12 protein-coding genes are annotated in these 15358 nt (G+C 46.9%); 8 read left to right on the top strand and 4 right to left on the bottom strand.

Features of this window, described 5'->3' with window-relative positions; all coding sequences use genetic code 11:
* The first annotated feature begins 55 nt into the window (after positions 1–55).
* The 4 genes from gmk (at position 56) to recG (ending at position 5976) form a co-directional block, all read left to right on the top strand.
* Complete coding sequence (gmk, locus tag M4S28_RS02050; protein WP_017109197.1) at positions 56–679, top strand: guanylate kinase; 624 nt, start codon at positions 56–58, stop codon at positions 677–679.
* Between the two features lie 292 nt (positions 680–971).
* Positions 972–1244: a DNA-directed RNA polymerase subunit omega gene (gene rpoZ, locus M4S28_RS02045; protein WP_004735648.1), complete on the top strand. Its 273-nt coding sequence runs from the start codon at positions 972–974 to the stop codon at positions 1242–1244.
* Between the two features lie 45 nt (positions 1245–1289).
* Entirely contained in the window at positions 1290–3416 is a 2127-nt protein-coding gene (gene spoT, locus M4S28_RS02040; RefSeq protein ID WP_004735646.1) for a bifunctional GTP diphosphokinase/guanosine-3',5'-bis pyrophosphate 3'-pyrophosphohydrolase, read from the top strand.
* A 481-nt stretch (positions 3417–3897) separates the two neighbouring features.
* Positions 3898–5976 (top strand): ATP-dependent DNA helicase RecG, encoded by a 2079-nt coding sequence (gene recG, locus M4S28_RS02035; protein ID WP_249632216.1) that lies wholly within the window; start codon positions 3898–3900, stop codon positions 5974–5976.
* A gap of 209 nt (positions 5977–6185) precedes the next feature.
* Here recG and envZ read toward each other — a convergent pair whose 3' ends face one another.
* Both envZ and ompR read right to left on the bottom strand, forming a co-directional pair.
* Positions 6186–7481 carry a two-component system sensor histidine kinase EnvZ gene (gene envZ / locus M4S28_RS02030; RefSeq protein WP_017080818.1) on the bottom strand — a complete coding sequence of 432 codons (1296 nt, stop codon included), beginning with the start codon at positions 7479–7481 and terminating at the stop codon, positions 6186–6188.
* A gap of 145 nt (positions 7482–7626) precedes the next feature.
* Positions 7627–8346: an osmolarity response regulator transcription factor OmpR gene (ompR, locus tag M4S28_RS02025; RefSeq protein WP_004735642.1), complete on the bottom strand. Its 720-nt coding sequence runs from the start codon at positions 8344–8346 to the stop codon at positions 7627–7629.
* Positions 8347–8524: 178 nt separating this feature from the next.
* On the opposite strand from ompR, the gene greB reads away from it, so the two are divergent.
* Both greB and M4S28_RS02015 read left to right on the top strand, forming a co-directional pair.
* Positions 8525–9007, top strand: a complete 483-nt coding sequence (greB, locus tag M4S28_RS02020; protein ID WP_249632215.1) for a transcription elongation factor GreB — start codon at positions 8525–8527, stop codon at positions 9005–9007.
* Positions 9008–9672: 665 nt separating this feature from the next.
* Positions 9673–12003, top strand: a complete 2331-nt coding sequence (locus M4S28_RS02015) for a Tex family protein (RefSeq protein ID WP_249632214.1) — start codon at positions 9673–9675, stop codon at positions 12001–12003.
* Positions 12004–12157: 154 nt separating this feature from the next.
* Here the strand turns inward: M4S28_RS02015 and M4S28_RS02010 are convergent, their stop codons facing one another.
* Both M4S28_RS02010 and bioH read right to left on the bottom strand, forming a co-directional pair.
* Positions 12158–12631, bottom strand: coding sequence for a hypothetical protein (locus M4S28_RS02010; protein WP_004735616.1), 474 nt, complete (start codon positions 12629–12631; stop codon positions 12158–12160).
* 339 nt (positions 12632–12970) lie between these two features.
* Positions 12971–13747 (bottom strand): pimeloyl-ACP methyl ester esterase BioH, encoded by a 777-nt coding sequence (gene bioH, locus M4S28_RS02005; RefSeq protein ID WP_249632213.1) that lies wholly within the window; start codon positions 13745–13747, stop codon positions 12971–12973.
* 93 nt (positions 13748–13840) lie between these two features.
* On the opposite strand from bioH, the gene M4S28_RS26515 reads away from it, so the two are divergent.
* Entirely contained in the window at positions 13841–14554 is a 714-nt protein-coding gene (locus tag M4S28_RS26515) for a ComF family protein (protein WP_339385596.1), read from the top strand.
* Between the two features lie 109 nt (positions 14555–14663).
* Positions 14664–15248 (top strand): Fe-S biogenesis protein NfuA, encoded by a 585-nt coding sequence (nfuA, locus tag M4S28_RS01995; protein ID WP_004735612.1) that lies wholly within the window; start codon positions 14664–14666, stop codon positions 15246–15248.
* Positions 15249–15358: the final 110 nt, after the last annotated feature.

The raw sequence follows: 15358 nt of genomic DNA, 5'->3' as shown, positions 1-15358 counted from the left end.
TTATAGTGTCGGTTTATCGCCTTCACTCAATCCAACCAACAGTGGAAATATACAGATGGGCATAGGTACTCTTTACATCGTATCTGCACCTAGTGGCGCAGGTAAATCGAGCTTGATCTCAGCAATGCTGGAAACCAATCCAACCTACGCAATGAAGGTATCTGTTTCACACACCACTCGCGGTATGCGCCCTGGTGAAGAAAATGGTGTTCACTACCACTTTGTAGAGAAACATCACTTTGAAGATCTCATCAAGAAGAGTGAGTTCCTAGAGTACGCTGAAGTATTCGGCAACTACTACGGTACGTCACGTGTTTGGATTGAAGAAAACCTAAACCGCGGTATCGATGTATTCCTAGATATCGACTGGCAAGGTGCTCGTCAGATCCGTGAACAAATGCCTCAAGCGAAGAGTGTCTTCATTCTTCCACCATCAAATGGTGAGCTAGAGCGTCGTTTAAATGTTCGCGGTCAAGATAGCGACGAAGTTATTGCGAAACGCATGAGCGAAGCAAAATCAGAGATTTCTCACTATGCAGAATACGATTATGTGATCGTGAATGATGACTTTGATGCAGCCTTAATGGACTTCAGAGCAATCATTCGTGCGGAACGTTTGAAAGAAGATAAGCAAGCAGCTAAATACAGCGGCATGCTTACAGCACTACTAGCGGAATAATCTCTGATACCAATCGTAGTAAAAAGCTGGTCATTCTAGCTTGTGAAAAAGCCTGATAACGTCGTTAGAATTTTTGATTGTAGGGTCACTACTTATCGGAACTCTTTGTCGAGTAAAGCTGCCTTGTTATCAAACTTTTTTCCTATGCTATCTCTGAGCACTTATTCACTGTGATTGGTATAACTGGATTTTCCATTGAGATAAGTATACGGTGAGCTAGAAAGTCTCTAGTTAAACTTGTATACTTTCTCGTCATATAAAATTTATTAGTTAATTACTATTTGGAGTCCTCATGGCACGCGTAACTGTTCAAGACGCTGTTGAAAAAGTTGGCAACCGTTTCGACCTAGTTCTTATTTCGGCTCGCCGCGCACGTCAAATGCAAACTGGCGGCAAAGATTCACTAGTGCCTGAAGAAAACGATAAGCCGACGGTTATCGCTCTTCGCGAAATCGAAGAAGGTCTTATCACTAAAGACGTACTAGATGCTCGTGAGCGTCAAGAGCAACAAGAGCAAGAAGCGGCTGAACTTGCAGCAGTAAGCAGCATCGCTCACACTCGCTGATAGAATCAACGTCATTCGAACTAATTAACCTTCCGGGCCTTTAATTTGTATCTATTCGATAGCCTCAAAGACGTTGCCCAAGAATACCTAACAGAGCCTCAAATTGAGGCTCTGCGTCAATCTTATGTGGTAGCGAGAAATGCCCATGAAGGGCAAACCCGTTCAACGGGTGAACCATACATAATCCACCCTGTTGCTGTTTCAAGAATCCTGGCAGAAATGCGTCTGGATATCGAAACTCTGCAAGCCGCACTACTCCACGATGTAATTGAAGATACTGAAGTTACAAAAGAGGAGCTAGAAGCTCAATTCGGCAATACCGTTGCTGAACTGGTTGATGGTGTATCTAAGCTGGATAAGCTTAAATTTCGTGATCGCAAAGAAGCGCAAGCAGAGAACTTCCGTAAGATGGTTCTCGCCATGGTGCAAGACATCCGCGTTATCTTGATCAAATTAGCTGACCGTACTCACAACATGCGTACGCTTGGGGCACTTCGTCCTGACAAAAAGCGTCGTATTGCTCGTGAAACTTTAGAGATCTATTCTCCGCTAGCTCACCGTCTTGGTATTCATAACATCAAGACCGAACTAGAAGAGTTGGGCTTCGAAGCCCTCTACCCTAACCGTTATCGCGTACTCAGAAATGTAGTGAAAGCTGCGCGTGGTAACCGTAAGGAAATGATCCAACGTATCCATAGCGAAATTGAAGGCCGTCTTGAAGAAGTCGGTTTGTCTGCTCGCGTCGTAGGTCGTGAAAAGAACTTGTTCTCCATCTATAACAAGATGAAAACCAAAGAACAGCGCTTTCACACCATTATGGACATCTACGCTTTCCGCGTAGTGGTTGATACCCCAGATACTTGTTATCGCGCACTTGGCCAGGCTCACAGCTTGTACAAGCCACGTCCGGGCCGCATGAAAGATTACATTGCGGTACCAAAAGCCAACGGCTACCAATCTCTTCATACGTCAATGATCGGCCCTCACGGGGTACCTGTAGAGGTTCAGATCCGTACCGAAGATATGGAGCAAATGGCCGATAAAGGCGTCGCGGCGCACTGGTCTTACAAAGGCAGTGGCTCACGCAGTAGCAATGGGACAACCGCACAGGTTAAAGCACAGCGTTGGATGCAGAGCTTACTTGAGCTGCAACAAAGCGCAGGTAACTCATTCGAATTCATTGAAAACGTTAAATCTGATCTGTTCCCAGATGAGATCTTCGTGTTCACGCCGAAAGGTCGCATCGTCGAACTTCCTGCGGGTGCAACAGCGGTCGATTTTGCTTACGCGGTACATACCGACGTCGGCAATATGTGTGTAGGGGCTCGTGTCGACATGAACCCTTACCCACTCAGCAAATCGCTGAAGAATGGTCAAACTATTGAGATCATCAGTGCTCCGGGCGCACGCCCAAATGCAGCATGGCTCAACTACGTGGTGACCTCACGCGCTCGTACTAAGATCCGCCAGGTTCTGAAGACCATGCGCCGTGAAGAGTCGATTACCCTAGGTCGTCGTCTACTGAATCACGCACTTGGTGAGCACTCTATTGCCGATATCGGCCAAGAGAACCTCGAGCATGTATTGTCTGACTTACGCCTAGAAAGCGTTGAAGACTTGCTAGCATCGATTGGTCTTGGCGAGCTGATGAGTATCGTCATTGCTCGTCGCCTACTGGGTGATGCTGACGAACTGACTGAAGTGAAAAACAACAGCGATGCGCCTAGGAAGAAACTAGCTATCCGCGGAGCTGAAGGTCTACTACTGACTTTTGCAAATTGTTGTCACCCGATCCCAGGCGATCACATCATTGCTCATGTATCTCCAGGTCGTGGTCTTGTGGTTCACCGCGAAACGTGTCCAAACGTTCGTGGCTACCAAAAAGAACCAGACAAATACATGGCGGTAGAATGGTCTGACGATTACGATCAAGAGTTCACAGCTGAACTTCAGATCGACATCCAGAACCACCAAGGTGCACTGGCAGAGTTAACGAACGTTATCTCGAAAACGGGCTCAAACATTCACGGTATTTCAACCGAAGAACGTGATGGACGCCTGTACACAGTGACTATCTTGCTGACGACCAAAGATCGTGTTCATCTTGCAAGTATTATGAAAAAGCTACGTGTGATGCCACACGCGCTGAAAGTAAAACGCCGTAAGAACTGATCTAAAAGCAGATAAATAAAGCAGATGAGAGATACGAGTCTCGAGATGCGAAGAGCAAAAACTTTTCACCACCTCAACTCTTCGTATTTCGAGTCTGCTTTAATTTTTTGTACTGCCCTGTTTTCTGTATCCTCGTATCCCGCATCTACTCTTATCTCTTCGTATCTCGTTTACCCAAATCCCGTATCCGCTCTTAATCTCTTCGTATCTCGTTTACTCGCATCCCGAATCTACTCTTATCTCTTCGTATCTCGTTTACCCGCATCCCGTATCTGCTCTTATTCCCTTCGCATCTAGCTTACTAGCAACCCGAACCTGCCCTTCATCCTTTCGTATTTCGTTTACCCGTATCCCGCATCTGCTCTTATTCCCTTCGAATCTCGTTCACTCTCATCCCTCATCTGCTTCTAAGCTTTACCCTGTACAAAAATCCAGTAAAATGCTTGAATAGATTATCTCTCTTACGTTTATGAGCCTTGTTATGTCACAGCTTTTATCTGCTATCCCTCTCAACTCTTTATCTGGAGTCGGCGCTAAAGTCGCAGAGAAACTAGAGAAGGTTGGGCTTAACAATGTACAAGACCTGCTATTTCACCTGCCTTTGCGCTATGAAGATCGAACGCGTATCTATCCCATCGTAAAACTGCATGCTGGTTTATGGGCAGCAGTGCAAGGCAAGGTAATGCACGTCGATACCATTTTCGGTAAACGTAAGATGCTCGCAGTAAAGATCAGTGATGGCAATGGCACTATTACCCTACGTTTTTTCAACTTCACTGCAGGCATGAAGAATAACTTTGCTGAAGGCAAACAAGTGCATGCTTATGGTGAGATCAAGCGCGGTAATATGGGGCTTGAGATCGTCCATCCTGACTACAAATTCTTTGCGCCGAGGCAACAGCCAGACGTTGAAGCCAACCTAACTCCGGTGTACCCAACCACCGAAGGGCTAAGACAAGTCACGCTGCGTAATCTTACCGATCAAGCTTTAGAGTTAATCGATAAGGCCGCAGTTAACGAGCTTCTCCCATCCGGTTTATACGACCACCAAATAACACTCGCGCAAGCACTGCATACCATTCACAGGCCTCCTCCAGGCATTGACCTAGAGCTGTTTGATGAAGGTAAACACCCTGCGCAGCTGCGCCTGATTATGGAAGAGCTACTGGCGCAAAACCTATCGATGCTGTCTGTTCGTAGTAAAGGGCAGCAAGACAAAGCGATGCCTTTCCCTCCGGTAAACACCCTCAAAGATAAGTTGTTAGCTCAACTTCCGTTTTCACCAACCAATGCTCAAGTAAGGGTGACTAAAGAGATCGAAGCCGACCTTGAAAAGCCACACCCTATGATGCGTTTAGTACAGGGTGATGTAGGTTCAGGTAAAACCTTAGTCGCCGCACTGGCAGCCGTTCGCGCACTCGAACATGGTCAGCAAGTGGCACTGATGGCACCAACCGAGCTATTGGCAGAACAGCACGCGATTAACTTTGCTAACTGGTTTGAGGCGATGGGCATTCGAGTCGGTTGGCTGGCAGGTAAACTCAAAGGTAAGGCTCGTGAAACGGAACTAACACGTATTGCCAGCGGCGAAGCGCAAATGGTGGTGGGAACTCATGCGCTATTCCAAGAGCATGTCGAGTTCAAAAACCTTGGTTTAGTGATCATTGATGAGCAACACCGATTTGGCGTCCACCAGCGATTAGAACTACGTGAGAAAGGCGCAAAACAAGGCTACTACCCCCATCAGTTGGTCATGACCGCCACTCCAATCCCACGAACGTTAGCAATGACGGCCTATGCCGACCTCGAAACTTCAATTATTGATGAGCTGCCACCGGGACGAACCCCAATTCAAACCGTAGCGATTCCTGATACCAAGCGCGATGACATTGTTGAACGTGTGAAAAATGCGTGTCTCAATGAAGGCAAGCAAGCCTACTGGGTGTGTACGCTGATTGATGAATCGGAAGTACTGGAAGCTCAAGCTGCAGCTGATACCGCAGAAGAGCTACAACGCAAACTGCCTGACGTAAAAATTGGTTTAGTCCATGGCCGTATGAAACCCGCCGAGAAACAAGCGGTGATGCGAGAGTTCAAAGAGAACAAGCTGCATCTATTGGTTGCGACAACCGTGATTGAAGTTGGTGTGGATGTTCCGAATTCGAGCTTAATGATCATCGAGAACCCAGAACGTCTTGGCCTAGCGCAACTGCACCAACTGCGTGGCCGTGTCGGCCGAGGTTCGGTCGCAAGCCATTGTGTACTGTTGTATCACTCACCGCTGTCTAAAACCGCTCAGAAACGCTTAGGTGTGCTACGTGAAAGTAACGATGGCTTTGTGATTGCACAGCGCGACTTAGAAATCCGTGGCCCCGGTGAATTGCTCGGTACCAAACAAACTGGCTTGGCTGATTTCAAGATCGCCGATCTAATTCGTGACCAACGTTTGATACCTGAAGTGCAGCGTATTGCGCGTCATATTCACGATAGCTACCCAGACAACGCCAAGGCGATCATCAACCGCTGGCTAGGCGAGCGCGATGTTTACTCTAAGGCGTAGTTAACATTAAGTCATAGTTAACACTGAGACCGCATTCAAACGTAAAAAAGGCTTCCTCAAGGAAGCCTTTTTAGTGTGCGTTACTTTCATCAAGCAAGAGCGAGATTCCCTATTCGCTCGTTCCTCACGATAGGGAAGAATGACCGAGTCGGGGATCTCTTCACAGCTTCCCGAACCGAACCCGTCACCATAATACAGACCGATGATATTTAAGGCTTCACAGGGAAACTGATCTGCGCTTTTAAGCCACCTTCACTGCGGTTATTAACCACTACGGCACCTTGGTGTTGGCTGACGATACGTTTGACGATCGCCAAGCCTAAGCCGGTACCTTCACTGCCACGAGCGGTATCACCACGCGTGAACGGTTCAAACAACTTGCCGACTTGGTCTTGCGGGATCCCAGGGCCATTATCTTCAACGGTCACCCAAGCCAGTTTATTATCGGCCGTCATGCCAGTCGATACCTTGACCCAACCATTGCCATAGCGCAGCGCATTCACCACCAAGTTACTCACGGCACGCTTCATCGCGATCGGGTTACCTAGCGCAGGCTTCATCGACTCTGGAATATCGGTTTCAATTTGTACCTCGTAGCCACCTTCTGAGCTAGAAACTTCTCGGGCAATATCATCGACAAATACCTCTTGGAATGAATCTCGGTCAACGGGCTTTAGGTAATCCATAAACTGGCTGATGATCTCATTACACTCTTCGGTATCACTGATGATCCCTTCCGCTAAATAGCTGTCTTCTGGCGACATCATCTCGGTCGCTAAGCGAATACGCGTTAACGGAGTACGCAAATCATGACTGATACCTGCCATCAACAAAGCGCGGTCTTCTTCGAGTTCTTGGATACCTTTCGACATCTGATTAAAGGCTCGAGTTACCGAGCGGATCTCTTGCGCACCTTGCACTGGCAATGGTGGTGGAATATCACCACGCCCCACACCTTGGGCGGCTTTCTCTAGCGCTATTAAAGGCCGGTTTTGCAAGCGAATGAACAGCCAGCCACCCGCAACAATCAACATCGCCATGATCAGGCTGTTACGGAACAGAGGCGCAAAGTCTTCTTCTTGCAGCTCAGACAGAGGAATACGAATCAAGGAGTTAGGCAGCTGCGCGATGTCCATCCACAACACGTAGCTCTCTTTACCCAAGATCAATCGCACTTCGGTTTCAGAGCCCAACTCTTTGGTCATCTCCTCACTCATCAGGTCGATTGCTACCGCATGGTAATACTCACCTGCAGCTTCGCTGTCCTTGGCGTGAACCGTCACTCCGAGTTGCTCAAGCACACGTTGACGCAGTGGCGCATCAATCTCGATATCACTGCCTTGATCCAAGACGAGGTTTAACTCGTGAGCCAGAATCTTATTAAACTGCTGCAAACTCGGCATCAATGCATAGTTAAACACCGCGTAATAAGAAAAAATTTGGCTAGCAACCAACAGGGTTAAAAAGAGCACTATCGACTGAGTAAAGGAGCTACGTATGCGCATAGAAGACCTAAAGTGAGGGATGATAAAGGGATATAGTGGGAACTATAGCTGTAAACCCTTGTGCTGAATACAAAACGGGCCATCGCATATTAATGAGATGACCCGTAAATAAAGAATTCTGAATCACAGAACGAGCAAAGCTAGATTACACAGCTTTGCCATCTGGAACGAATACATAACCCAAGCCCCACACCGTTTGGATGTAACGAGGTTTACTTGGATCTTCTTCAACTAGACGACGCAGACGTGAAATCTGAACATCGATAGAACGTTCCATCGCTGAATACTCACGGCCACGAGCCATGTTCATCAGCTTATCGCGAGACATTGGCTCACGAGCGTTAGTGACCAGTGACTTAAGTACCGCAAATTCACCTGAGGTCAGAGGCATTGGCTCTTCACCACGGAACATTTCACGTGTACCTAAGTTCAAGCGGAACTCACCAAAGGCAACCACAGATTCTTCTGTGCTCGGCGCTCCCGGAGCTTCAATCACTTGGCGGCGCATTACCGCTTTGATACGAGCAAGCAGTTCACGCGGGTTAAATGGTTTTGGCAGGTAATCATCAGCACCCACTTCCAAGCCCACAATGCGATCCACTTCATCACCCTTTGCCGTCAACATAAGGATAGGCAGCGAGTTGTTTGCGTTTCTTAGACGACGACAGATCGATAGACCGTCTTCGCCCGGCAACATTAAATCCAATACCATCAAGTGAAAATTTTCACGGGTTAACAGGCGGTCCATCTGCTCACTGTTTGCCACGCTACGCACTTGAAAGCCTTGCTCTGACAGATAGCGTTCTAACAGTGCACGTAAACGAGCATCGTCATCGACCACTAAAATTTTGTAGTTTTCTTGCATGTAATGGTTCCACCTATTAAAGCTCAAACCTAAGGTTAAGCATTCTTGGTAAATTGTATATTGGTATAAGACATTAAAAATGTAACATTATTGGAGAAAAAGTCGCCTAAATAATTGTTAACGTATGTTGCCTTTCTATATATTCTATCTTAGAACATCATTTCATTAAGTCAGATTTATGAAAACCAAACTGATCACCCGAGAAGGTTATAACAAGCTCAAAGCGGAACATGACCACTTATGGCACGAGAAACGTCCGGAAGTCACCAAAATAGTCACTTGGGCTGCAAGCCTTGGAGATCGCTCGGAGAACGCAGATTACACTTTCAACAAGCGTTTACTTCGTCAAATAGATCGCCGAGTACGTTTCTTACGTAAGTTCCTACCTGATGTCACTATCGTGGATTACTCTCCGCAACAAGAAGGTAAGGTATTTTTCGGTGCTTGGGTGGAAATTGAGAATGATGATGGGGAAATTAAGAAGTTTCGTATTGTCGGCCCAGAAGAGATCTACGGCGATGCTAAAGGTTATATCTCTATCGACTCACCAATGGCTAGAGCTCTACTGAAGAAAGAAGTGGATGATGATTTTACGGTAACCACACCGGAAGGCGATAAAGAGTGGTTCATTAACTCGATTCGCTACGCAGACAACGCATAACCAGACCGAATAAACATTGAGCGACAAGCCAAGTGTTTATGCAAAACCCAAATTCCAGATAAAAGAAAACCCCGCTAGGCTTGCGCCTGGCGGGGTTAAGTCTCTATCGCAGCAATCCGGCTACTGTTTATCTCTTCGAGATAAGGTGCTCCCTGCATCTGTCCTTGATAGTGGCTAAATCCTTTAACCAATTTCCTTTTTGTTCATCGCCATCCTAGCGGTGTCCATTCTAGCCTGTCATCCTGACTGGCGAATCTCATCCAGAGATTATTACTTCCTTGCTGACCACTCATCCTAAGTAATCAAATCTTCATCCTGAAGATACCTAGTCCATTAGGCTTTTTCCTGTTCCTGCCAACTCCCTGTCGACAAGTTAAATATTACGGTATTTGGGCGAGTTTCCTAGGTAGTCCAAAAAAACATTTCGAGTGAGAAATACGCCCCAGAACATCACGCCATTAAAAATCAACAACTTACATTTGAATTAAGACATATTTACAGGTTTAAGGCGACTTAGGCTTACATCACGTGTAAGAGATCTCGCACAAAGCGGATATCACAAACGGAAATTCGACTTCTGACACGATAATTACACAGCCAAAGCTAGAAAAAGCGTACGCTCACCCCCATGTATTTGTCATGATATTAAATAAGAGATTCATCGGATGAGCCAAGCTATCTGTCGACTGATTGCTGAAGAACTGAATGTTCGTTCAGAGCAAGTCACCGCCGCAGTAAACCTAATTGACGACGGTAACACCGTTCCCTTTATTGCTCGCTACCGTAAAGAAGTCACGGGTGGCTTAGACGATACCCAACTACGTAACCTTGATAGTCGCCTTTCATACCTTCGCGAACTTGACGATCGCCGCCAAACGATTCTTAAGTCGATTCAAGACCAAGGCAAACTCACGCCAGAATTAGAGCGTGATATCACTCAAGCCGACAGCAAAACGCGCCTAGAAGATCTATACCTGCCATACAAACCAAAGCGTCGTACCAAAGGTCAGATCGCAATCGAAGCAGGCTTAGAGCCACTTGCCGATACACTTTGGAATGAACCACAGCACGATCCTGAAACCGAAGCCGCTAACTTCATCAGCAGCGATAAAGGCATTGCTGATACCAAAGCGGCACTGGATGGTGCACGTGCAATCGTGATGGAGCGTATTGCAGAAGACGCCAACCTACTTGAAAAGATTCGCCAACATCTCACGCGTAACTCAGAACTCGTTTCACGTGTCGTGACGGGAAAAGAGCAAGCCGGCGAGAAATTCAAAGATTACTTCGAACACAACGAAACACTCAACAAAGTACCTTCACACCGTGCACTTGCGATGTTGCGAGGCCGAAATGAAGGTTTCCTAACGCTGGCGATGAATGCTGACCCTGAGCAAGAAGAAGGTGTACGTGGTTCTTACTGCGAGAGCATCATCTCTGATCACTACGGTATTACCCTGAGCAGCGCTCCTGCGGATGCATGGCGCAAGCAAGTGATTAGCTGGGCATGGCGCATCAAGGTTTCTATGCACATGGAAACTGAGCTGATGGGCGCGATGAAAGAACGCGGTGAAATCGAAGCGATTGAAGTGTTCGCAACCAACCTTAAAGACTTGTTGATGGCGGCGCCTGCTGGCCCTCGAGCAACTTTGGGCTTGGATCCGGGTTTACGTACCGGTTCAAAAATCGCCGTTGTAGATTCAACCGGTAAGGTTCTGGCAACAGAGACCATTTACCCTCACCCACCACAGAAGCAATACGACAAATCTGCACACGTGGTTGAGCAGATGGTTCGCCAATACAATGTTGATTTGATTGCGATTGGTAACGGTACGGCTTCACGCGAAACAGACAGCTTTGTTGCTGATGTGATTAAACGCGGCAACCTAACAGCACAAAAGATTATTGTCAGCGAAGCGGGCGCATCGGTTTATTCCGCGTCTGAGTTAGCGGCGAAAGAATTCCCGAACATGGATGTATCGATTCGTGGTGCGGTGTCCATTGCTCGTCGTCTGCAAGATCCACTGGCAGAGCTAGTGAAGATTGACCCTAAATCGATCGGTGTGGGCCAATACCAACACGACGTGAGCCAAACTATGCTCGCTAAGCGCCTAGATGCGATTGTCGAAGACTGTGTAAACGCGGTTGGTGTTGATGTGAATACGGCCTCTGCCGCACTGTTAACTCGTGTTGCTGGCCTTTCTAACACCATCGCCCAGAACATCGTGGACTTCCGTGATGAAAACGGTCGCTTCGAAGCGCGTACAACACTGAAAAAGGTCGCTCGTTTAGGGCCAAAAGCGTTTGAACAGTGTGCGGGTTTCCTAAGAATCATGGATGGTAAGAATCCACTAGACGCATCTTCAGTTCACCCAGAAGCTTACCCATTGGTGAAAGCCATCGCCGAGAAAAACCACAAAGACATCAAGTCTCTGGTAGGTAATACAGACTTCTTACGTGGTTTACATGCGGTTGATTACACCAATGAGAACTTCGGTGTACCTACGGTAACCGACATCATTAAAGAGCTGGATAAGCCGGGTCGAGATCCTCGTCCTGAATTCAAGACAGCAACCTTCGCCGATGGCGTAAATAGCATGTCTGACCTAGAACCCGGCATGATCTTAGAAGGTGTGGTTTCAAACGTAGCTAACTTTGGCGCCTTCGTTGACATTGGTGTTCACCAAGACGGTTTAGTGCATATATCAGCGCTAACCGATCGTTTTGTCTCTGATCCTCATGAAGTCGTGAAAACGGGGGAAATCGTCAAAGTGAAGGTGATGGAAGTGGATGTTCAACGCAAACGTATTGCGCTAAGCATGCGTATGAAAGATGAACCCGGCCAAGACAACCGCGCACAACGTTCAAGTGCACCTCGCACGCAAAACCGCCCGAATCAAAATTCGCAAGGTGGACAACGCCGCCGTGAGGAACCGCAACAAAACGCGGCGATGGGTGGTGCTTTTGCCGCTGCTTTTGCTAAAGCGAAGAAATAATAGGTCAATGAAACGACTGCGTGTCGTGAAATAAATAGCCTGTAAAAACAGAAAACCTGCATCCCTTAGGGTATGCAGGTTTTTTTATTATGTGTTCAAAAAAGACATCGAAGCTTAGCTGTATTCTGCGTGTTCTAAACACAACACGATCATGCTACAAAACAACCAGCATTCCTGATGGAGCATGAGGCGCAACAGCATGACCATAATGATATTTTATGACCTTACGTCGCTTCTCCATCTGTCCCTCTTGAATCGCCGCATCTAAAACATGCTTTGGCAGGCGGAAACGCATGGTATAGCCCTTTCCTTGATCAGCACTGTATGTTCTCAGTGCCAATAAGCTGAACAACCTATCAAAAGGATCTTGTGGCTCTTCTTGGCTAATCGAATTGGCCTCTGACTCGTTCTCCATTTCATAACCTGGATGGTCTGAAGGATCCCAAGCCGACTGCTGCCTTCGCTTATCGTCCGGTTTTACCTTTCGCTCTGCATTGGTTTTCGCCAATGCTACGGCGGGAGCGACAGGTTCTCGAACTCTATTATCACGCGCAACTTGCTCTGTTTGCACATTAACGGATGGGGCGATCAGTGGCACACTCACTGCAGTTGCAGGTGACACAATCATCGCGAACTCCTCAAGAATCGCCCATCGTTATTGCTATAACGCTGTTGCACTGTGAGTCAGCACAACAGGCATAGCCCAACTTACCGCAATCAGCTCAGGAGAGAGTTAGGTCTGAGTATCATGCTGTGCATTGGTGTTATACCAATCGTAGTAAATAACTGCTCATCCTAGCTTGTTAAAATGCTCGATAACGGCGTTAGAATTTTTGATTGTAGAATAACTACTTATCAAAAAGCTCTGCCTTGTTCTCAAGCCTTTTCCCTACGCTATTTTTGAACACTTACTTACTGTGATTGGTATTAGGTTATATATCGACCAAGCCAGCGATAAATTTAGCGATTATTTTTGGGCGAAGCTGACCAGTTCACTGCAAAAGGCACCCGCTTCCGTCATAAATGGCGCATGCGAAGACTGCGTAAAGATATATTGCTCGGTATGAGGTAAGGCTTTATCCAAATCTTTTGCAACCTTGATTGGCACAAGCCCATCTAATCGACCGTATAAACGCAGCATAGGCACAGAGATCTGCGGCAGTTGTTCACGGAGGTCGACATCAGACAGCATCTTTAAACCAGCCAATAATGAATCAGGATTTGGTAATGGGCGCGACAACACCGCTTGTTTGAGCTGTTTGACATCTTGTCTTGCTGAAGGGCTACCCATGGCCTGCAGTGCCATAAAACGTTCGATGGTGGTTTGGAAATCTTCAACCAACTGTTCAGTGAATGCGCTTAATACGTTTGGCTGAATGCCTCGCCATAACACCGGTTCTTTTGCGGCGGCGAATTTAGGAGAACTGGCGACAGTCACCAATTTACTGACATAATCTGAGTGATGGAGAGCCATGTGCGTCGCGACTAAGCCACCGAGTGACCAACCCACCCAAATCGCTTGCTTGGGCGCGTCGACCAATAGTTGCTGAGCAATCTCTTCCAGATCTTGAGCGTGGCAGTGCGCGCTGTGTCCATACCCAGGAAGGTCAACAACATGCACTCGGAAGTCAGTTTCTAAAGCAGTAACCGTTTGCTGCCATACGGCACCATTCATACCCCAACCGTGAACCAGAACTAAATCAGGCCCTTGCCCAGAAACATGCCAATACAACGCGTCACTCATTCTCAATATTCCCTACTTTTTTCATCGGCGATTATCTGTGCTTTTCAGTATGGTGAGTAAAAGGAACACCATAACCCAAAAGCATCACGAGCTATGTTATCTGATTGGCTACAAAAACACACACCACGTCTGGTCACACCTCAATGCCACCTGTGCAAGCTAGATAAATCGCACAGCGATACTCACCCTCGATGGTGTGATTCTTGTCTTAATCTCTTTGAGTCAATTCCTCGCTGCCAACGATGTGGTTTAAAAACACTGCTCACAGTAGAACAGTGCGGACAGTGTTTATCTCAACCTCCACCTTGGCATCGTCTCTATTGCGTAGGCGACTATACCTTCCCAACGGCACGTTATATCCAACAGATGAAATACGCCGATAAGTTCTGGTTTGCTCGTGATCTGGCGAAGCTGCTAGCGTCACGTATTCAACACCCAGCACCGTTGATTACCAGTGTTCCTTTACATTGGACTCGATACATTCATCGAGGCTTCAATCAAAGCCAGTTATTGGCACATTACACAGCTCAGGAGCTGAACGTTAAAAACACGGTGTTATTTCGACGTTCTCACTCAACACCTTCACAACAAGGATTAACCAAATCAGCAAGACAGAGCAATCTCAAAGATGCTTTCACGCTGCGTAATACGAATTTCTCAGCGATTGATTACCCTCACGTCGCGATAATTGATGATGTTGTAACCACAGGCAGTACAGTGTATCAATTATGCCAATTACTACTTGAAGTGGGCGTGAAAAGAATTGATATTTACTGCATCTGCCGCACTCCTGAGCCCTCTGGATAATTGCTGTGAATCGCTACTTGTACAGCAATCCAACAAAAAAGGGCTGAATTACAAATCTGACAGGAGTAGAATGGCGCTAATAACCTACAAATCTACTCAGGTATTCGTCGTGTCAAATATTACTATTACAGAAACAGCTCAAACTCACTTTGCCAATCTGCTGTCACAGCAGCCTGAAGGTACAAACATTCGTGTGTTCGTGGTAAACCCAGGCACACAAAACGCTGAGTGTGGTGTTTCTTACTGCCCAACAGATGCTATCGAAGCATCTGACACTAAGCTTTCTTTCGACGCTTTCTCGGCATACGTTGATGAGCTAAGCCTACCATTCCTAGACGAAGCTGAGATTGACTTCGTAACTGACAAAATGGGCTCTCAACTCACGCTAAAAGCACCAAACGCTAAAATGCGTAAAGTATCAGACGACGCAACTCTGATAGAGCGTGTTGAGTATGCAATCCAAACACAAGTGAACCCACAGCTTGCTGGCCACGGCGGTCACGTTAGCCTAGTAGAGATCACTGAAGAAGGCGCAGCTATCGTTGCATTCGGCGGCGGTTGTAACGGTTGTTCTATGGTTGATGTAACACTAAAAGAAGGCATCGAAAAAGAACTTCTTCAACAATTTGAAGGTGAACTGACTGCGGTTCGCGATGCAACTGAGCACGATCGCGGTGAGCACTCTTACTACTAAGCACTTTACGACCAAGCACCTTACAACTAGGTACGTCATGATTAGCTACTTCACGACTAAGTACCTTACAACTAAGTGCTACTACGACTAAGTACTCATGCAGTCTGAGC

The organism is Vibrio sp. J383 (assembly GCF_023503985.1).
GTDB lineage: Bacteria > Pseudomonadota > Gammaproteobacteria > Enterobacterales > Vibrionaceae > Vibrio > Vibrio splendidus.
This window is presented reverse-complemented; position numbering and strand designations above follow the sequence as displayed.